Raw genomic sequence first — 18,106 nt, forward strand, 5'->3', positions numbered from 1 at the left:
GCAGGCTAGCCCCCCGGTCCGACGAAACCGCAGGCGGAGGGCCGCGGGCGCCGGGCGGTCAACCCCGGACGACCAGCAGGGGGATGGTCATCTCCGCCGCGGTGTCGGCACCGTGGTACGCCACCAGACGCGACGCCATCGGCGGCTCGGACCGGCTGGCGAGGACCGCGTGGGTGCCGTTGCTGACGACGACCACGTCGCCGATCCGGGCGAGGTGCTCCTCGGGCACCGGGCCGAACCAGCCGTCGGCGACCATCTCCTCCCGGGTCCGCACCCGGGCCGTGTCGCCGAGCACCGTCGACCAGCCGGCGATCACGTCGTCCCGGGCGCCCGGCTCGACGTGCAGGTAGCGGACCCGGGGCTCACCGGCCACCACCGTCACCCCGGCACGCAACCGGGGGTCGGTGTCCAGGTCGACGCGGTGTCCGACCGGGATGTCGAGCTGGCCGTGGTCGGCGGTGACGAGCAACGCCGCGTCCGGCGGCAGCCCGTCGACGAGTCGGGCGAGCAGCCGGTCCACGTCCGCGGCGGCGGTCCGCCAGGGCACCGAGTCGACGCCGGTGAGGTGGCCGTGCCGGTCCAGGTCGGGGTGGTAGCCGGAGACCAGGGTGGGCCCGGAGCCGGCGGCGAGCGCCGTGAGCATCTGCCCGGCCAGCGCGTCGACGCCGGTCGCGCCCCGGTAGTCACCGCCCCGGTTGGCGGCCACGGTCAGCCCGCTGCCGCCGAACTCGGGCCGGCTCACCACGGTCACCGCGACGCCCGCCGCCTGCGCCCGCTGAAGCTGGGTGGGGACCGGCTGCCAGTGCAACGGCTCGGGGTCGGCCACCCACTCCACGTGGTTGAGCACCCGGTCGGTCCCGGGTATCCGCAGGGTGAACCCGAGCACCCCGTGCGCGCCGGGCGCGGTGCCCGTGCCGAGCGTCACCAGGCTGGTCGGTGTGGTGGAGGGGAAGGCGGAGGTGAGCGGGCGACCGGCGGTCGCGGCCAACCCGGCCAGGGTCGGGGCGTACGGGGCGGCGGTCGGGATCTGGTGCCAGCCGAGGCCGTCGACCAGCAGGACCGCGATGCGGCGTACCCCGTCGAGGGTGGCGCGCAGGCCGAGCGTGTCGGCGGCTCCGGGCACCCCGAGCACCGCGAGCACGGCCGGCAGGACGTCGGCGAGACTCGCCTCGCCGTAGCGGGGCGCGACGATCTCCAGCGGCCCGGGGGGACCGCTCATGCCGGCCGGCGGGCGAACAGGTGCAGCTGGGCGGCGAGGTCGCGCCAGGGAGCCCGCGCGGCGAGTGCCCGCTCCAACTCGATGAGTGCGGTCGGCTGGCCGTCGGCGACGGCGGCGGGCAGCAGGTCGGCCAGGACGCGTACGCCGTGGATCTCCTCGACCACCAGCCCACCGGAGGCCAGCAGCGTGGCGGCGCCCTCGGCGTCGTACCGCCGGCGGGCGGTGTCCCGTGGTCCGGCGGTGCCGGCGGGGTCGTCGGCCAGCGTCGCGGCGACGTCCAGGTGACCGTTCATCGCCCGGCCGAGCACGGCGGCCGCCCGGCCCGCGACGAGCACGCTGGCGGCCCCGCCGGGGCGCAACGCGGCGGCGAGTGCGGCCACCACCGGCGCCGGGTCGTCGACGACCTCCAGGACGGAGTGGCAGAGGACCAGGTCGGCGCTGGCCGGCTCGACCAGTCCGGCAAGCGCGTCACCGTCGCCCTGCACGGCGCGTACGCGGTCGGCGACCCCGGCCTCGGCGGCCCGTCGGGTCAGTGCGGCGAGCGCGTCGGGGCTGGCGTCGACCACGGTGACGCGGTGCCCGGCGTGGGCCAGCGGTACGGCGAAGCCGCCGGTGCCGCCACCCACGTCGAGCACGGTCAACGGGGTGTCCCCACGGCGGTCCAGTTCGGCGCGCAGCACCGACCAGATCACGGCGGTACGGGGGGTCAGCGGCGGCCCGGCGAGGCGGCCTCGGGTCTGCTCCACCCCGCCGAGCCTAGTCACCTGGTCCAGACCCGCCGGGGACCCGCCCGTCGGGCCGTCAGGCCTCGCCGTCGGTGCCGTTCTCCTCGGCGCGGGAGCGCAGGGCGTTGGCGACCGGGCCCTCGGTGACCTCGTACTGGCGAGGCTCGGTGTGGTGGGCCGGCACCCAGCCGGCGCCCAGTCGGGTCCGGCGGGAGTTGGCCACCCCGCCGTTGTACGCGCGATTGCCCGTCATCGGTCTCGTTCCCCCTCGTGCGCGCGGGCGACTCTGCCCGTGCGGGCTGCAAGTCTCCCGCTGGACGGGGCGGAAAACCGTAATGTGGATCACTCCCGCCGTCAGCGGAAGTCGCGGGAGGCGGGGCTGACCGGCGGCTCGATCGCCTCCAGCCGGTCGGCGGTGAGATTGATCACTCCTTCGTGGCGTTGCAGCAGGCCCCGCACCACCAGCGCGGCGCTGGTACGAGCCACCTTCCGGTACCGCTGCCACAGCCCCGGTGAGCAGGTGACGTTGAGCATGCCCGTCTCGTCCTCCAGGTTCAGGAAGGTGACGCCGCCGGCGGTCGCCGGGCGCTGCCGGTGCGTGACGATCCCGCCGACCTGGATCCGCCGGCCCGGCTCCACCCGGCCGAGCCGGGCGATCGGCACCGCGCCCAGGGCGTCCAGCTGCGGCCGGATGAACCGGGCCGGGTGGCTCTCCGGCGACAGCCCGGTCGCCCACACGTCGGCGACCAGCCGGTCCACCGCCTCCAGGCCGGGCAGCACCGGCGCGGTCGCGCCGGTCACCGTCCCGGGGAGCCGGTCCGGCCGGTCCTGGGCCGCCGCGCCGGCGGCCCATAGCGCCTGCCGCCGGGACAGCCCGAAGCAGGCGAAGGCGTCCGCGGTGGCCAGCGCCTCCAGCTGCGCGGCCGTCAGACCCACCCGCCGGGCCAGATCCGGCATGTCCCGGTACGCCCCGTGCGCCGTCCGTTCGGCCTCGATCCGCTCGGCCACCTCGTCGCCGAGGGTCCGCACGCCGGACAACCCCAGGCGTACGGCCGGACCACCCAGCCCCCAGGCGTGCGGCGGCTCCCCCGGCACGCTCCCCCAGCGGGTCCGCGGGGTCGACTCCAGGACCGCCTTCGCGCCACTGGCGTTGATGTCCGGACGGCGGACCTCCACCCCGTGCCGGCGGGCGTCGTCGACCAGGGTCTGCGGCGCGTAGAAACCCATCGGCTGGGCGTTGAGCAGGGCGGCCAGGAACGGCGCCGGGTGGTAGCGCTTGAGCCAGGAGCTGGCGTAGACCAGGTACGCGAAGCTCATCGCATGGCTCTCCGGGAAGCCGTAGCTGGCGAACGCCGACAGCTTCCGGTAGACGTCGTCGGCCAGCTCGCCGGTGATGCCCCGCTCGGCCATCCCGCCGTAGAGCCGCTCGGCGATCCGGGCCATCCGCTCGGCGGACCGTTTGGCGCCCATCGCCCGGCGCAACTGGTCCGCCTCGGCGGCGTCGAACCCGGCCAGGTCGATCGCCAACTGCATCAGCTGCTCCTGGAACAGCGGCACGCCGAGCGTCTTCTCCAGCGCGTTGCGCATCAGCGGGTGTGCGTACTCCACCGGCTCCTGGCCGTTCTTGCGGCGGATGAACGGGTGCACCGAGCCACCCTGGATCGGGCCGGGCCGGATCAGCGCCACCTCGACCACCAGGTCGTAGAACTCGCGTGGCTTCAGCCGGGGCAGGGTGGCCATCTGGGCGCGACTCTCCACCTGGAACACCCCCACCGAGTCGGCCCGGCAGAGCATGTCGTAGACCTCGGGGTCGTCCAGGGTCATGTCACCCAGGTCCAGGCTCATCCCGATCATGTCGTAGCCGTAGTGCAGCGCGGAGAGCATGCCGAGGCCGAGCAGGTCGAACTTGACCAGCCCGACGGCGGCGCAGTCGTCCTTGTCCCACTGGAGCACGCTGCGGCCGGGCATCCGCCCCCACTCCACCGGGCAGACCTCGATCACCGGCCGGTCGCAGATCACCATGCCGCCGGAGTGGATGCCCAGGTGCCGGGGGAACGTCTGCAACTCGTTGGCGTACGCGACGACCTGCTCGGGGATGTCCTCGACGTCCACCGACGCCACCGAACCCCACCGGTCGATCTGCTTGCTCCACGCGTCCTGCTGGCCCGGCGAGAAACCGAACGCCTTCGCCACGTCCCGCACCGCCGACCGGGGCCGGTACGAGATGACGTTGGCGACCTGGGCGGTGTGCTCCCGGCCGTACCGGGCGTACACGTGCTGGATCACCTCCTCCCGCCGGTCGGACTCGATGTCCACGTCGATGTCCGGCGGGCCGTCCCGTTCCGGGGCGAGGAACCGCTCGAAGAGCAGCCGGTGCCGGACCGCGTCCACGTTGGTGATCCGCAGCGCGTAGCAGACCGCCGAGTTCGCCGCCGAGCCCCGCCCCTGGCAGTAGATGTCCTGCGCACGGCAGAACGCGACGATGTCGTAGACCACCAGGAAGTAGCCCGGGAAGCCGAGGTCTTCGATCATCCGCAGCTCGTGGTCCAGCTGCGCGTACGCCCGCGGGTGCGCCTCACGCGGGCCGTACCGCTCCCGCGCCCCCTGCTCCGTCAGGTGCCGCAGCCAGCTCATCTCGGTGTGCCCCGGCGGCACCGGGTACGCCGGTAGCGTCGGCGCGACCAACTGGAGGTCGAAGGCCAGTTCCGCGCCGAACTCGGCGGCCCGGGCCACCGCACCCGGGTACGCGGCGAACCGGGCCGCCATCTCCGCGCCGCTGCGCAGGTGGGCGGTGGCGGCGGCGGGCAGCCACCCGTCGATCTCGTCCAGGCTGCGCCGGGCCCGTACGGCGGCGACCGTGGTGGCCAGCCGTCGCCGGCCCGGGGTCGCGTAGTGCACGTTGTTCGTGGCCACCGTGGGCAGCCCGGCGGTGGCGGCCAGCTCGGCCAGGGCGTCGTTGCGGTCCGCGTCGACCGGGTGCCCGTGGTCGGTCAGCTCCACCGCCACCGTCTCCGCCCCGAACAGCGCGGTCAGCCGGTCCAGCTCCCGGGCCGCCGCGTCGACCCCCCCGGTGAGCAGCGCCCCCGGTACGTGCCCCTTGCGGCAACCGGTCAGCACCAGCACGTGGTCGCGCAGCTCGGCGGCCACCTCCTCCAGTTCCCCGTAGACCGGGCGGCCCTTCTCCCCGCCGCGCAGCTGGGCCCGGGAGATGACGGACGCGAGCCGGGCGTACCCCTCGTGGCCGTGGGCGAGTACCAGCAGGTGCGCGCCGAGCGGGTCGGGTTCGCCGTTCTGCGGGCCGGGCAGCCCGAGGGACAGCTCGGCGCCGAAGATCGTCGGCAGGTGCAGCTCACGGGCCGCCTCGGCGAAGCGCACCACCCCGTAGAAGCCGTCGTGGTCGGTGACGGCGAGCGCGGTGAGGCCCAGCCGGGCGGCCTCCTCGGCCAGTTCCTCGGGGTGGCTGGCCCCGTCGAGGAAGCTGAAGTTGGTGTGGGCGTGCAGTTCCGCGTACGGCACCGCGCCGTCCGGGCGGGGAAGGTCCGGCGCCTCGTACTGCTGACGCTTGCGGGTCCAGGCCGGGGAGTCGCCACCGTCGGCGTCCACGGCGAGGGGGTCCACCACGTGCAGGTGCCGCTCGTGGTGGGGCGTGCCCCCGCCCCGGCCGCGGCCGGACAGCACCCGCTCCAGCTCGGACCAGGGCTGATTCGGGTTGTGGAAGCTCATCGGAGCGCCCCGGGCGGATGCTCAGTCATAGATGGCCTCCACCAGCCACCGGCCGGCCTCGACCGCGAGCAGCAGGGCGGAGCCGTCGGCGAGACACACCTGGAACCGGGCCCGGCGCCGCGCCTCGGCCGGCGCCCACCAGCGCTCGTCGACCGGCCAGGGGCCGGCCCAGCCGACGATCTCGACCGGACGGGCCGTCCCGACGGTGAGCCGGGCCGGCGCGGCACTGGTCAGCAGACGCGCGCTGACCACGACCGGCTCGCCGCCGGCGTCGTGCACGGCGGCGGGGAGTGGTTCGGGCAGCACCACGGCCGGCGACGGTGGCGGAAGGCGTCCCGGCCAGGGTGGCTCGGCCGACCGCACCGGACGCCGCGCCGCCGTACCCCGCGATCGTGCCGGAGGCGGGGACGACGGGGCCGGGGACTCCGGGTCCGGGGATCGCGGGAGCGCCGGCGGGCCGGGGCGGGCCGGGAGCCGCTCGTCCCCCCAGGGGACCAGGCGCACCTGGTCGGCCGGAGACCGCCCGCCGCCGAGGACCGCGGTCATCACCGCCTCGGGGCCGAGGATGCCCTGCACCCGGCTCAACGCCCGGTGCGCCCGCTCCCGTTCCTCGCCGGTCTCCCCCCACAGCCCGGACTGGAGGCCGGCCTGGGCGATCACGCCGTCGGGGACCAGCCGGAGCCGGATGATCCCCGACGTGGGGCGGCTCGGGCGCGCCCCGGACCGGGCGTTGCCGCCGGAGAGCCAGCCGTCGAGCTGCCAGCGCACCCGGTCCGCGATGGCCGCTGCGGTGAGCAGACCGTCGTGCCGCCAGACCCGGTGCAGTTCCTGGCCGTGCGCGGTGACCGCCTCGATGCCCAACCGGGTGCAGGCCAACCCGTGCCCGGCGAGCCGGTCGTGCAACTGCTCGGCCAGGGCGCGGGCGGCGAACGCCGCCGCGTCGACCCGGTCGAGCGGATCGTCGTGCTCCGCGGTGACGGTCAGGTCGACCGGGGGACGCCGGACGGCGAGCGGGCGGTGGTCCCGCCCCGCCGCCAGCCGGTGGGCCAGCGCGCCGTCGAAGCCGAACCGGGCCAGCACGTCCCCGGCGGGCAGCGCCGCGAAGTCACCGAGGGTACGCACACCGAGCCGACGCAGCAGGTCGGCCAGGTCCGGCCGGCCGAGCGCCTCGACCGGCAGCTCGGCGAGGAACTCCGGTGTCGTCCCCGGTGCGACGATCCGCCCGCCGCGGGCGGCCAGCCCGGCGGCGAAGACCCCGTCGGCGATGCCGACCTGGCTCTCCACCGCACAGGTCTGGGCGACGTGTTCCACGATCCGCTCGGCGGCCGCCTCCTCGCCCCCGAGGTAGCGGCTCGGTCCCCGGGCGGGCACCGCGCAGGCGCCGGGGCGTACCACCTCGACGCCCGCGACCAGCTCCTCCACGGCGGCGACCACGGGCTCGAACGCCCGGGCGTCCCGCCCCGGATCGTGGTCGACGACGGTGAGCTGCGGACAGCGGCCCTGCGCCTCGCGTCTGCGCAGGCCACGGCGCACTCCCTCGGCGCGGGCCTGCTCGGAGCAGGCGATCACCCGGTTGGCGTGCAGGACCGCGACCGGGCCGGTGGCGGGCACCCCGTCGACGATCTCGGCGGCGATCACCGGCCAGTCCGGGCACCAGAGCAGCACCGTCCGCACCGGACCGTCCGACCGGCCGGTCATGCCGGACCCGCCAGGGTGAGGGTGTTCCCCCGCCGGGACGGGTCGGCGACGGCGGCCGACGGCACGGCGCGGAGCCGACCGGCGGCCGACCGACCGGTGACCGAGGCGACCGGGGTGGCGCGGGCGGACCCGGGGATGACCCGGGTGAGCCCGTCGCCGGGCAGCCAGAGCGTGATCTCCCGGGGTCGGGCGGCCGCCCCGCGTCCCCGTGCCGAGACGGTCACCTCGCGGCGCCGCAGCCGGCCCCGGCCCGGGCCGAGTCCCTCCCAGGCCCCCCGGACCACCTGAAGGGTCACGTCGGCGCCGTCCCAGCGCCCGTACGGAACGAGCACGCTGCCCCGCTGCCGGGCCCGGGCGGCGAGCCGGGCGGCCACCGGGGCGGAGACCGCCGCCGGCACGGCGGTGACCACCACGTCCACCCCGTCGATCAGCGCGGCGACGACGGTGGCCCACTCCGGACCCGGGTGGGGTACGAGGGCGAGCCGGTCCAGGGCGATGCCGAGCTCGGCCGCGGCCCCCGCCCCGAAGGTCGGCACCCCCACCACCGCGCACCACGAGCCGGCGCGGGACGCCTCGGCGAGCAGGGCCAGCATCAGCGAGGTGCCGCCGCTGCGCCGGGGCTGCTCGGCGGCGACCGCGATCGTGCTGCCACGACGCAGTCCCCGGTTGGGCAGCAGCCCGGTCAGCTCGGGGGCCACCGGCAGCACCCGGTGGCCGCCCGCCGGATCCGGTGCGCTCGCCGGGCGCACCAGACCAGCCAGTGCGGCGGAACCGACCACCATGCGGCCCGCCATCGGACCTACCCCCCGTCGTGCTGGTACGTGCTGGGTGACAACTCAAAACCACGCCGGCACCGTCTCCCGGGGTCGGAACCCGGGAGACGGCGCCGCGGAGGTCAGGCGGCGAGACCGTCGAGCGCCGGTTGGTGGACCACGCCGAGCGCGGTCTCCACCACCGTGACGAACTCCTCGGCGGCCCGCAGCAGGTCGTCGGCCTCCCGGGCGGTCACCACGCGCGGAATGCCGGCCTCGGCGGCGGCCCGCTTGCCGGCCCCGAGGGCGAAGAACCGGGCCCACTCGTCGAGCTCGGGAGCGACACCGGAGAGCAGGACCCAGACGCTGGTGACCCGGTTGCGCCGGGTGGGTGCGGGACGGGCGCGGGCGGCGAGCAGGGCCGCGGCGGCGCGGAGCGCGGCCAGGTGCGCGGCGGCGTACCGCAGGCCGTCGGGGCGGGTCTGGGCGGCCTCGGCCAGCCCGTGCCGGGCGACCGCGAGAAGCTGCGCCGGGGTGCGGTGCGGCAGCACGTGCGCGGGCACCGTCGGTGCCTCAGCCGGGTTCGTCGGCATGGACTGTCTCCTCCACGTGGCCAGGTCACTGCCCCGCGACGGAACTGCCCGTCGGCGGGACGCCGGGTCGAGTGGTGCGGAGGAAGACGCACCGGGTGGGGGCCGGCCGGGTGTGGATGCTTCCCCACACCACACCCGGCCGGCGTACCGGCGGGTTCGTCGCCCGCCGCCCGGGGGTCGTGGGCGGCGGGCGACGCTCCTGCCTGACGGGTGCCGGACTCGCGACTGTCCGGAACCCTGGGTGCGGCCCGCGGAGCCGCACCGCCCGGGCCGGCGCCGCGAAACACCATCCCGGGCTGGTTGGAACGGGCGTACGAGGCAATCGAACACTCGTTCTAACTGCTGCTGACAGTACACCCTCCCTCCGACAAAAAAGCAACGCACGACGCGTCCGGTCCCACCGCCGCGCAGCACGGCGTACGGCACACCCGCACCCCGGGTGACGAGCGCCCGGCACGTCGGCCCTCACCGCGCGGTCGGTAGCCTCCGCTGGTGACCACCCCGCGCCCCGTCCTCGGCGTGGCCATGGTGCTCGGTTCGGGTGCGCTGTTCGCCGTCAACGGCACCGTCTCCAAGCTGGTGCTCCGGGCCGGCCTGGACCCCCAGCAGCTCACCCTGCTGCGGGCGGTCGGCGCCCTCGTCGGGTTGCTGGTGCTGTGCCTGCTGGTGCCCCCCGGCGCCCGGCGACTCCGGGTCACCCCCCGCGAACTGCCCCTGCTGGTCGGGTACGGCCTGACCGGCTTCTTCGGCGTACCGATGCTCTACTTCGTCGCCATCTCCCGGCTGCCGGTCGGGATCGGGCTGCTGTTCGAGTACACCGCGCCGCTGATGGTGGCCCTCTGGGCCCGGTTCGGCCAGCGTCACCGGGTCCGCCCGCGCCTCTGGGCCGGTCTGGCACTGAGCCTGGTCGGCCTCGGCTGCGTGGCCGAGGTCTGGGGCGAGCTGAAGCTGGACGGCATCGGTGTGCTGGCCGGTCTCGGCGCCGCGGCCCTCCTGGCCGTCTACTACGTGCTCGGCGCGCGCGGGGTCGCCCGGCGGGACACGCTCTCCCTGTGCGCCTGGGCGTTCGGCGCCTCGGCCGTGGCCGGCCTGCTCACCCGCGGGGTCGTCGCGGGCACCGGCGGCTGGGAGCCGCTGACCGCCGACACCGACCGTGGGGCCCCGGTGGCGCTGCTCTGCGCGTACGTGGTGGTGCTCGGCTCGATCGTGCCGTACCTGCTGGTGGCCGGGGCGATGCGGCACCTGCCGGCGACCAGCGTGGGGATCGTCGGCATGGTGGAGCCGGTCCTCGCCGCGGCGGTGGCGTGGACGGTCATCGGTGCCGGCGAGGCACTCAACGCCGCCCAACTCAGCGGCGGCCTGCTGGTGCTGGTCGGCGTCGCACTGGCCGAAACCGCCCGCGTAGACCCACCCCGCGTGACAGCCCCACCCGCCCCCGACCCCATCACCGCCCCCCACTGACCCCTCCCCGCCCCTCCCACTCGCGATCTTGCACTTTGGGTCGCCGATATGGGCCCCTCTGCACCTTTCGCCACGGCACGAAGTGCAAGATCGCGGCGGCGGGGCGGCGACGGGCGGGGCAGGGTGGAGCGGGCGGGGGTGTGGGGGGCTGAACGTCGTCGGGACGTACCGGGAAGAATGGCGGCATGCAGCCACACCCGAACGTGCGGGCGGTGCAGGAGGCGCTCGACGACGCCGACGCCCGCGACGGCTCCGGCGCGCCCACCGAGGTCCGCCTGCTGCCCGAGGCCGTCCACACCGCGGCGGCCGCCGCCGCCGTACTCGGCGTCGAGGTCGGACAGATCGCCAACTCGCTGGTCTTCGAGGCCGACGGCGCGCCCCTGCTGGTGCTCACCTCCGGGGCGCACCGGGTGGACACCCCCGAGCTGGCCGCGTCCCTCGGGGTGACCCAGCTGCGCCGGGCCAGCCCCCGCTTCGTCAAGGAGCACACCGGACAGGTGATCGGCGGGGTCGCGCCGGTCGGTCACCCCGCGCCGTTGCGCACGCTGGTGGACACGGCCCTGGAGACGTACGACGAGATCTGGGCGGCCGGGGGCGTACCGCGGGCGGTCTTCCCCACCACGTACTCCGAGCTGCTGCGGGTCACCGCCGGCACCCCCACCGAGGTGGCGTGAACACCGTTCCCGAGCTGGTCACCCTGCACGTCTGGCGTACGTCCCGGGCCGCGCTGCCCCGCGCGCTGACCCGGATGGCGCTCGACCCGCGCCGGCTGCGGGCCTCCGACGGCGTCCGGTTCGGCAAGCTGCTCGGCACCGGAACCGGCACCGGCTTCGGGCCGAACGACGCCGACCTGACCCGCTGGGCGGCACTGACCGTGTGGGACTCCCCCGCCGCGGCGGCCGGCTTCGACGACTCCCCGGTCGGGCGGGCCTGGGCCCGGATCGCCCGCGCCTCCGTCCGGGTCGACCTGCGCCCGCTGAGCAGCCGGGGCGAGTGGTCCGGCCGGCGGCCGTTCGGTGACCCGCCCGGCGGCCGGTCCGGCGGGCCGGTGCTGGCGCTGACCCGCGCCCGGCTGCGACCCGCCCGCGCGGCCACCTTCTGGCGGGCGATCCCGCCGGTGGCCGCCGCGCTGCACACCGCGCCCGGCCTGCTGGCCCGTTTCGGGGTCGGCGAGGCGCCGCTGGGCTGGCAGGGCACGGTGAGCGTGTGGCGTGACCAGACGGACCTGGTGGCGTTCGCGTACCGTCACCCGGAGCACCGCGCCGCGATCACGCGAACCCCCACGGAAGGGTGGTACGCGGAGGAACTCTTCGCGCGGTTCGAGGTGCGCGACGTGGTCGGCGACCGGGCGGTGCTGGGGTGGGTCGCGGACGGCGACGCGGTTGACAGGGGTAGAGCATGAGGCTGGTGCGGTGGACACCGGACGACCTCGTCCGACGACTGGACGACGTGGTCGCCGTCTACGGCGAGGCGATGGGGTACCGCACCGACCTGCTGGACGCCCGGCGCGGCTACATCGCCACCCACGTCCGCCGCCCCGGTTTCCGTGCGGTGGCCAGCCTGACCAGCGAGGGGCACCTGGCCGGCTTCGGCTACGGCTACCTCGGCGCACCCGGCCAGTGGTGGCACGACCAGGTGTGGCGCGCCCTGGACCCGACGGCCCGCCAGCGCTGGCTGACGTACTGCTTCGAAGTGGTCGAGCTGCACGTCCGACCACCGGCGCAGGGGCACGGCCTGGGCGCCCGGCAGCTACGGGCCCTGCTGACCATGGCCGAGGGCGCCACCACGCTGCTGTCCACGCCGGAGGCCGACGAGCAGCGGTCCCGGGCCTGGCGGCTGTACCGGCGGTTCGGCTTCGTCGACATCCTGCGCGACTTCCACTTCCCCGGCGACGAGCGCCCGTTCGGCGTGCTCGGCCGGAACCTTCCGCTGCCCGCGCCCGCCGCACCCGCACCGGGTGCGGCGTGACCGCGCGGCGGTTCTCCTGGGCGCTGCTGGCCGTGCTGGTGCTGGTGCAGATCTGCTACCCGCTGACCACCGGCACCACCCGGGCCCGGCTCACCGTGGCCACGGTCGTGCTGGGCTACCTGCTGTCGGTGGGCCACGCGCTGCTCACCCGCGGCCCACGTACGGCGGCGGCGCTGGTCGCGGTGGCCACCGGCGGCGGGTTCGCCATCGAGGCGCTGGGCGTGGCCACCGGCTTCCCGTTCGGCAGCTACGACTACTCCGGCCAGCTCGGGCCGAAGCTCGCCGGGGTACCGCTGATCATCCCGCTCGCGTGGACCTGGATGGCCTGGCCGGCCTGGTTGGCGGCCGTCCGTCTGACCGGAGGCGCCGACCGGGCCACCGGCGCGGGTGGCCTCGCCGCCGGCCGTACGCTGCGGCGGATCGCGCTGGCCACCCTGGGGCTGGCCACCTGGGACCTCTTCCTCGACCCGCAGATGGTCGCCGAGGGCTACTGGCTCTGGCGGGACGCCACCCCGGCGCTGCCCGGCCTGCCCGGCATCCCGGTCAGCAACTACCTCGGGTGGCTCCTGTTCGCGGTGCTGATGATGAGCGCGCTGCGTCCCCTCGCCGGGACGGCCGTGGCGGTCACCGACTCCCGGGACGACCCGATGGCCGCGCTCTACCTGTGGACCTACTTCTCCAGCGTGCTCGCCCACGCGGTCTTCCTCGCCCTGCCCGCCTCGGCGCTGTGGGGCGCGGTGGGCATGTCGGTGACCGCCGTGCCGCTCGCGGTGACCCTGTACCGGGCCCGGCGCGGTGACCGGGACAGCCGGCCTCGACGTACCCGGGTCGACGTGCCGGCATGATCACTGCCCTGGTGCTGCTGCTCGGCGTCACCGTGCTGACCGGGCACACCGTGGTCAACGCCGGCCGGTGGCTGCGCCGCCTCACCGACCGGCCGGTCGAGGTGACCGAGCCGGTGGCGGTGCTGCTGCCGCTGCGCGACGAGGCCGCGCGGGTCACCCCGTGCCTGGAGGCGCTGCTGGCCCAGCGGGGCGTGCCGGCCCTGCGGATCGTGGTGCTCGACGACGGGTCCACCGACGGCACCGCCGACGTGGTCCGCGCGGTCGTCGGCGACGACCCCCGGGTCACCCTGCTGACCGGGGTCGCCCCGCCGCCGGGCTGGCTGGGCAAGCCGCACGCCTGCTGGCAGCTCGCCACCCGGGCCGACCCGGCGGCCACCGCGCTGGTCTTCGTCGACGCCGACGTGGTCCTGCACCCGTACGCGGTGGCGGCGGCCGTCGCCGAGCTGCGCGCCGCGCGGGTGACGCTGCTGTCGCCGTACCCCCGGATCCTGGTGGCGACGGCGGCCGACCGGCTCGTGCAGCCGTTGCTGCAGTGGTTGTGGCTGACCTTCCTGCCGCTGCGGGCGATGGAGCGCTCGCCGCGGCCGTCCCTGGCGGCGGCCGGCGGGCAGTTCCTCGTCGTCGACCGGGCCGGGTACGCCGCCGCCGGCGGGCACGCCGTGGTGGCCGCCAGCGTGCTGGAGGACGTCGAGCTGGCCCGGGCGGTCAAACGGGCCGGCGGCCGGATCGCCCTCGCCGACGGCTCCCGGCTGGCGTCCTGCCGGATGTACTCCGACTGGCCGCAGCTGCGCGACGGCTACTCGAAGTCGCTGTGGGCCTCGTTCGGGCACCCGGGCGCGGCGGCGGCCGTGGTGGCGCTGCTGCTCCTGCTCTACACCGCTCCCCCGCTGGTCGCGCTGGGGGCGCTGCTGGCCGGCGCGCCCGCGGTGGCCGGGGTGGGGCTGGCCGCGTACCTGGTCGGGGTGGCCGGCCGGGTCGTCAGCGCGCGGGCGACCGGCGGACGGTGGTGGCCCGACGCGCTGGCACACCCCGTGTCGGTCGTGGTCCTCGGTTGGCTGACCCTGCGGTCGTACCATCTGCGGAAGCGGCGCCGCCTGTCCTGGCGTGGCCGCCCGGTCACCTAGGAGGGCGACATGGCGCGGATCGTGGTCGTCGGCGCCGGGGTGGGTGGGCTGGCCACCGCCGCCCGGCTGGCCGCCACCGGACACGAGGTCACCGTCTTCGAGCGGGCCGACACCGTCGGCGGCAAGCTCGGGCGGTACTCGCACGACACCCCGGCCGGGGTGTTCCACTTCGACACCGGGCCGAGCCTGCTGACGCTGCCCGACGTCTTCCACGACCTGTTCGAGGCGACGGGCGCGAAGCTCGACGAGTACCTCGACCTGGTACCGCTGGACACGATCGTGCGGCACGTGTTCCCCGACGGCGGACCCACGCTCGACTCGTGCGCCGACCCGGCGGAGTTCACCGCCCGGATCGGCGCGGCGTTCGGCGACCGGTCCGCGGCCGACTGGCGACGGCTGTGGCGCCGCGCCGAGCGGGTCTGGGCCGCGTCGCACCGCGACATCCTGCGCCGCGCCATCGACTCGCCCCGGGACCTGGCCGCGCTGGCCTGGCGGCTGGGCGACCTCGCGGCCATCGGGCCCGGCCGCACCCTGCGCGGGCTGGGCCGCAGCCACCTGTCCGACCCGCGGCTGCGGATGCTGCTGGACCGGTACGCCACGTACACCGGCGCCGACCCGCGCCGCGCCCCGGCCGCCCTGGTCGCCGTCCCGTACGCCGAGCTGGCCTTCGGCGGCTGGTACCTGCGCGGCGGGCTGGGCACCCTCGCCGACGCGCTGCTGACCCGCTGCCTGGACCTCGGCGTGGTCGTCCAGACCGGCGCCACGGTCACCCGGATCGACGCCGCCGGCGGGCGGGTGCACGGCGTACGCCTGGCGGGTGTCGCCGCGCCGGTCCCCGCCGACGTGGTGGTGGCCAACGTGGACGCGCTGACGGTCTACCGGGACCTGCTGCCCTCCCCGCGCCGCCTGACCGGGCTCACCGACCGCAGCCTCGCCGGCTTCGTGCTGCTGCTCGGCGTGTCCGGCGACTCGGGGCTGGCCCACCACAACGTCTTCTTCCCCCGCGACTACGACGCCGAGTTCGACGCGGTCTTCGGCCGGCCGGGGCACGGCGTCCGGGCCCGTCCGGCGGTGGACCCGACGGTCTTCGTCACCGTCGCCGACGACCCGTCGGTCCGGCCGGCCGGACACGAGGCGTGGTTCGTGCTGGTCAACGCCGCCCGCCACGGCACCGCCACCGGGGCGGTCGACTGGCGACGGCCGGGGCTCGCCGAGGCGTACGCGGACCGGATCCTGGACGTGCTGGCCGAGCGCGGCATGGACGTCCGCGACCGGCTGGTGTTCCGGGAGATCCGCACCCCGGCGGACCTGGACGCGGCGACCGGCGCGCCCGGCGGGTCGATCTACGGCACCGCCGGTGGGCTGCTGCGCCCCGCCAACCGGGGGCCGGCGCACGGGCTCTGGCTCGTCGGCGGCTCCAGCCACCCGGGCGGTGGCCTGCCGATGGTGACCCTGTCCGCCCAGATCGTCGCCGACGAGATCGGCCCCGCCTGGTAGGCGTCGGGTGTGTAAGGAAGGGCCCCCGCTTAACGCCTGCGGTAGAGGAAGGGCCCCCGGTTAACACCGCGGGAGCCGTTCGGCGGCGGGAGGCGGCCGCGCGGCTCAGCCGGCGTCGACGAGGGCGCGGCGGACGGTGGAGAGCAACTGCCCCAGGCCGAAGCCGGCCAGGAGCACCCAGACGGCCGTCGCCATGGTGATGGTGCCGGCGGCGAGGTCCGGCTCGATCAGCCCGGTCAGGCCGGCGAGCAGCAGCCCGACCAGGGCCACCGAGACCCGGGTGGGACGCTCCCCCACGGTCACCGCGCCGATCTCCCGCATCCCGGCGGAGATCGCCCGGGCACGGACGTACTCGTGCAGCCAGGACAGCGCGCCGGCGGTGACGACCAGGGCGCCGGGCGCGCCGATCAGCCAGAAGGCGACCAGCCAGGCGACCTCGCCCAACCGGTCGGCCAGCGAGTCGTAGACGTAGCCGAGCCGGGTGGTGCGCCCGGTGCACACCGCCACCGCCCCGTCGACGCTGTCCGCCACCGAGGCGAGCAGCACGAACAGCGCGCCCAGGAACGGCCCGTCCTGCGGGCGTACGACGAACAGCGGCACGCAGGCGCAGAGCAGCACGCCGACCGCGGTGACCGGGGTGGGGCCGACCTTCAGGCGGCCGAGCACGAAACCGATGTGGTAGGCGAAGCGCAGCCAGGCGCGGACGACCGGGGCCGCCGCCCGGGGGTCGAAGCCTCCGTGCAGCCGTGCCCAGGCCGTGGCGTACTGGTCCCAGTTCAGCTGTGTGCCCACCACGGATCAACCGTCGCGGAGGGCATCAGGTGTCGCGGCACGCCCGCTCACACCCGCGCGCCGGCCTGGAGGTTCTGCCAGATCTCCCGGGTGGCGGTCGACCGGTTGAAGGTGATGAAGTGGATCCCCGGTACACCCTCGTCGAGCAGTCGCGCGCACATCTCGCTGGCCTGCTCGACGCCGAGCCGGCGTACCGCCTCCGGGTCGTCGGCGACCCGCTCGAACCGCTCGGCGAGCGCCCGTGGGAAGGGCGCTCCGGAGAGCTGCTCCGAGCGCGCGATGGTGCCGATCTGGGTCACCGGCATGACGCCGGGCAGGATCGGGGTGTCGCAGCCGGCGGCGGCCACCCGGTCCCGCAGCCGCAGGTACTCGTCCGCGTCGAAGAACATCTGCGTGATCGCGAACTCCGCGCCGGCCCGGCACTTGCGCACGAAGTAGGCGGTGTCGGCGGCGATGTCGGGCGAGCGCGGGTGCTTGTAGGGGAAGGCCGCGACGCCGACGCTGAAGTCGCCGGAGTCGCGCACCAGCCGGACCAGGTCCTCGGCGTAGAGCACGCCCTCCGGGTGCGGGACCCACTCGGCGGTCGGGTCGCCCGGCGGGTCACCCCGCACGGCCAGCACGTTGCGTACGCCGGCCCCGGCGAGCCGGCCGACGACGTGCCGCAGCTCGGCCACGGAGTGGTTGACCGCGGTCAGGTGGGCCATCGGCAGCAGGGTGGTCTCGGTGGCGATCCGCTCGGTGAGCGCGACCGTGGTGTCCCGGGTCGACCCGCCGGCGCCGTAGGTGATGGACACGAACGACGGGCGCAGCGACTCCAGCTCGCGGATCGCCTGCCAGAGCAGGCGCTCCCCGTCGGTCGTCTTCGGTGGCATGAACTCGAAGGAGAAGGTCGGCTGATGCTCGCGGATCAGCTCCCCGATCGCCGGCTGCGGATTGGGGAGGACCGAGGGAAGACCGAGCGCCACGTCACGACTCTAGCGGGCGGCGCCCCTTGCACCTACCGCCTTACCGACCGGTGGGCACGGTGTGGGACGCCGGCGCGGCGTACCCCGCCGGGCCCGGTCGCCGGCGGGGACGTACGCGCAGGCGGGGTGCCCGGAGGGCGGAAAGCGTCGTACCCCCGGGATAGTCATGGGGGCAGCGCGGGGCGGCCGGCCGGAGGGCCGGGTGGCCGGGGGCACGCGCGGGGGTCAGCCATCCGACGCGGTGGCGTGCCGACCCGCTCGGGGTGACGCGCCACCGTCCGCCGACGCCCGCCCCGGAGACCCGATGACCTCACCCGCCCCATCCGGCCCGCCGCTGCTCGGACCGCTGCTCGCCCACCTCCGTCTGGCCCGGGGGTGGAGCCAGAGCAGACTCGCCGCCGAGCTCTGCGCCGCCTCCGGCGTGCCGACACTCAGCCGGCACGAGGTCTCCCGGTGGGAGCGGCACCTGCGCGTCCCCGGCGGTTTCTGGCTGGGTTGGCTCGCCGTCGTGCTGGCCGTCCCGCTCGACACGCTGGTGGAGGCGGCGGTCCGCACCCGCCGGTTGGACGGGGACGCCGACGAGCGGGCCGCCCGGCGCTTCCGGGCGGCCGTGGCGGGGGCCGGTCCGTACCCGCCCCGGGCGCCGTCGGGCCCCGGTCGTCCGTCCGGTCGTCGGGGCCCCGGCGACCGGACGGCGCGTCCGGCCCCCGGCCGTACGCCGGGGACCGCCGGGACCCGCTAGCG

At 76.0% G+C, this 18,106-nt stretch carries 17 protein-coding genes; 8 read left to right on the top strand and 9 right to left on the bottom strand.

What is annotated here, in order from left to right:
- Nucleotides 1–58: 58 nt before the first annotated feature.
- The 7 genes from ACTMSW_RS05030 to ACTMSW_RS05060 all read right to left on the bottom strand — a co-directional run bounded on the left by ACTMSW_RS05030 (nucleotide 59) and on the right by ACTMSW_RS05060 (nucleotide 8,710).
- Complete coding sequence (locus tag ACTMSW_RS05030; RefSeq protein WP_441179241.1) at nucleotides 59–1,219, bottom strand: alkaline phosphatase family protein; 1,161 nt, start codon at nucleotides 1,217–1,219, stop codon at nucleotides 59–61.
- A complete protein-coding gene (locus ACTMSW_RS05035) occupies nucleotides 1,216–1,983 on the bottom strand; it encodes a methyltransferase domain-containing protein (RefSeq protein WP_441179242.1) in 768 nt (255 codons plus the stop codon). Before ACTMSW_RS05035 ends, ACTMSW_RS05030 begins: the two co-directional genes overlap by 4 nt.
- Nucleotides 1,984–2,020: 37 nt before the next feature.
- Nucleotides 2,021–2,197 carry a hypothetical protein gene (locus ACTMSW_RS05040; RefSeq protein ID WP_441179243.1) on the bottom strand — a complete coding sequence of 59 codons (177 nt, stop codon included), beginning with the start codon at nucleotides 2,195–2,197 and terminating at the stop codon, nucleotides 2,021–2,023.
- 101 nt (nucleotides 2,198–2,298) lie between these two features.
- Nucleotides 2,299–5,667, bottom strand: a complete 3,369-nt coding sequence (locus ACTMSW_RS05045; RefSeq protein ID WP_441179244.1) for an error-prone DNA polymerase — start codon at nucleotides 5,665–5,667, stop codon at nucleotides 2,299–2,301.
- A gap of 21 nt (nucleotides 5,668–5,688) precedes the next feature.
- Nucleotides 5,689–7,365: a DNA polymerase Y family protein gene (locus ACTMSW_RS05050; RefSeq protein ID WP_441179245.1), complete on the bottom strand. Its 1,677-nt coding sequence runs from the start codon at nucleotides 7,363–7,365 to the stop codon at nucleotides 5,689–5,691.
- Entirely contained in the window at nucleotides 7,362–8,159 is a 798-nt protein-coding gene (locus tag ACTMSW_RS05055; RefSeq protein WP_441179246.1) for a hypothetical protein, read from the bottom strand. The genes ACTMSW_RS05050 and ACTMSW_RS05055 overlap by 4 nt, the downstream gene beginning before the upstream one ends.
- Before the next feature lie 101 nt (nucleotides 8,160–8,260).
- Nucleotides 8,261–8,710 (bottom strand): SAV_6107 family HEPN domain-containing protein, encoded by a 450-nt coding sequence (locus ACTMSW_RS05060; protein WP_441179247.1) that lies wholly within the window; start codon nucleotides 8,708–8,710, stop codon nucleotides 8,261–8,263.
- A gap of 492 nt (nucleotides 8,711–9,202) precedes the next feature.
- On the opposite strand from ACTMSW_RS05060, the gene ACTMSW_RS05065 reads away from it, so the two are divergent.
- The 7 genes from ACTMSW_RS05065 to ACTMSW_RS05095 all read left to right on the top strand — a co-directional run bounded on the left by ACTMSW_RS05065 (nucleotide 9,203) and on the right by ACTMSW_RS05095 (nucleotide 15,605).
- Nucleotides 9,203–10,171, top strand: coding sequence for an EamA family transporter (locus ACTMSW_RS05065; RefSeq protein ID WP_441179248.1), 969 nt, complete (start codon nucleotides 9,203–9,205; stop codon nucleotides 10,169–10,171).
- A 185-nt stretch (nucleotides 10,172–10,356) separates the two neighbouring features.
- Complete coding sequence (locus ACTMSW_RS05070; protein WP_441179249.1) at nucleotides 10,357–10,845, top strand: YbaK/EbsC family protein; 489 nt, start codon at nucleotides 10,357–10,359, stop codon at nucleotides 10,843–10,845.
- Complete coding sequence (locus ACTMSW_RS05075; RefSeq protein ID WP_441179250.1) at nucleotides 10,842–11,573, top strand: monooxygenase; 732 nt, start codon at nucleotides 10,842–10,844, stop codon at nucleotides 11,571–11,573. Before ACTMSW_RS05070 ends, ACTMSW_RS05075 begins: the two co-directional genes overlap by 4 nt.
- Complete coding sequence (locus ACTMSW_RS05080) at nucleotides 11,570–12,139, top strand: GNAT family N-acetyltransferase (RefSeq protein WP_441179251.1); 570 nt, start codon at nucleotides 11,570–11,572, stop codon at nucleotides 12,137–12,139. Before ACTMSW_RS05075 ends, ACTMSW_RS05080 begins: the two co-directional genes overlap by 4 nt.
- The gene (locus ACTMSW_RS05085) at nucleotides 12,136–12,984 is read left to right on the top strand and encodes a carotenoid biosynthesis protein (RefSeq protein WP_441179252.1); all 849 of its coding nucleotides are present in this window, start codon (nucleotides 12,136–12,138) and stop codon (nucleotides 12,982–12,984) included. The genes ACTMSW_RS05080 and ACTMSW_RS05085 overlap by 4 nt, the downstream gene beginning before the upstream one ends.
- Nucleotides 12,981–14,108: a glycosyltransferase gene (locus tag ACTMSW_RS05090; protein WP_441179253.1), complete on the top strand. Its 1,128-nt coding sequence runs from the start codon at nucleotides 12,981–12,983 to the stop codon at nucleotides 14,106–14,108. The genes ACTMSW_RS05085 and ACTMSW_RS05090 overlap by 4 nt, the downstream gene beginning before the upstream one ends.
- Before the next feature lie 9 nt (nucleotides 14,109–14,117).
- Nucleotides 14,118–15,605 (top strand): phytoene desaturase family protein, encoded by a 1,488-nt coding sequence (locus ACTMSW_RS05095; protein WP_441179254.1) that lies wholly within the window; start codon nucleotides 14,118–14,120, stop codon nucleotides 15,603–15,605.
- Nucleotides 15,606–15,710: 105 nt separating this feature from the next.
- Here the strand turns inward: ACTMSW_RS05095 and ACTMSW_RS05100 are convergent, their stop codons facing one another.
- Together ACTMSW_RS05100 and metF are read right to left on the bottom strand one after the other, a co-directional pair.
- Nucleotides 15,711–16,400, bottom strand: a complete 690-nt coding sequence (locus tag ACTMSW_RS05100) for a CDP-alcohol phosphatidyltransferase family protein (protein ID WP_441179255.1) — start codon at nucleotides 16,398–16,400, stop codon at nucleotides 15,711–15,713.
- A 44-nt stretch (nucleotides 16,401–16,444) separates the two neighbouring features.
- The gene (metF, locus tag ACTMSW_RS05105) at nucleotides 16,445–17,362 is read right to left on the bottom strand and encodes a methylenetetrahydrofolate reductase [NAD(P)H] (RefSeq protein ID WP_441179256.1); all 918 of its coding nucleotides are present in this window, start codon (nucleotides 17,360–17,362) and stop codon (nucleotides 16,445–16,447) included.
- Between the two features lie 304 nt (nucleotides 17,363–17,666).
- Here metF and ACTMSW_RS05110 point away from each other — a divergent pair, with 304 nt between their 5' ends.
- Nucleotides 17,667–18,104 (top strand): helix-turn-helix domain-containing protein, encoded by a 438-nt coding sequence (locus ACTMSW_RS05110; protein ID WP_441179257.1) that lies wholly within the window; start codon nucleotides 17,667–17,669, stop codon nucleotides 18,102–18,104.
- Nucleotides 18,105–18,106: the final 2 nt, after the last annotated feature.

The sequence above is a fragment of the Micromonospora sp. BQ11 genome, from assembly GCF_052068135.1.
In the GTDB taxonomy this organism is placed as follows: domain Bacteria; phylum Actinomycetota; class Actinomycetes; order Mycobacteriales; family Micromonosporaceae; genus Micromonospora.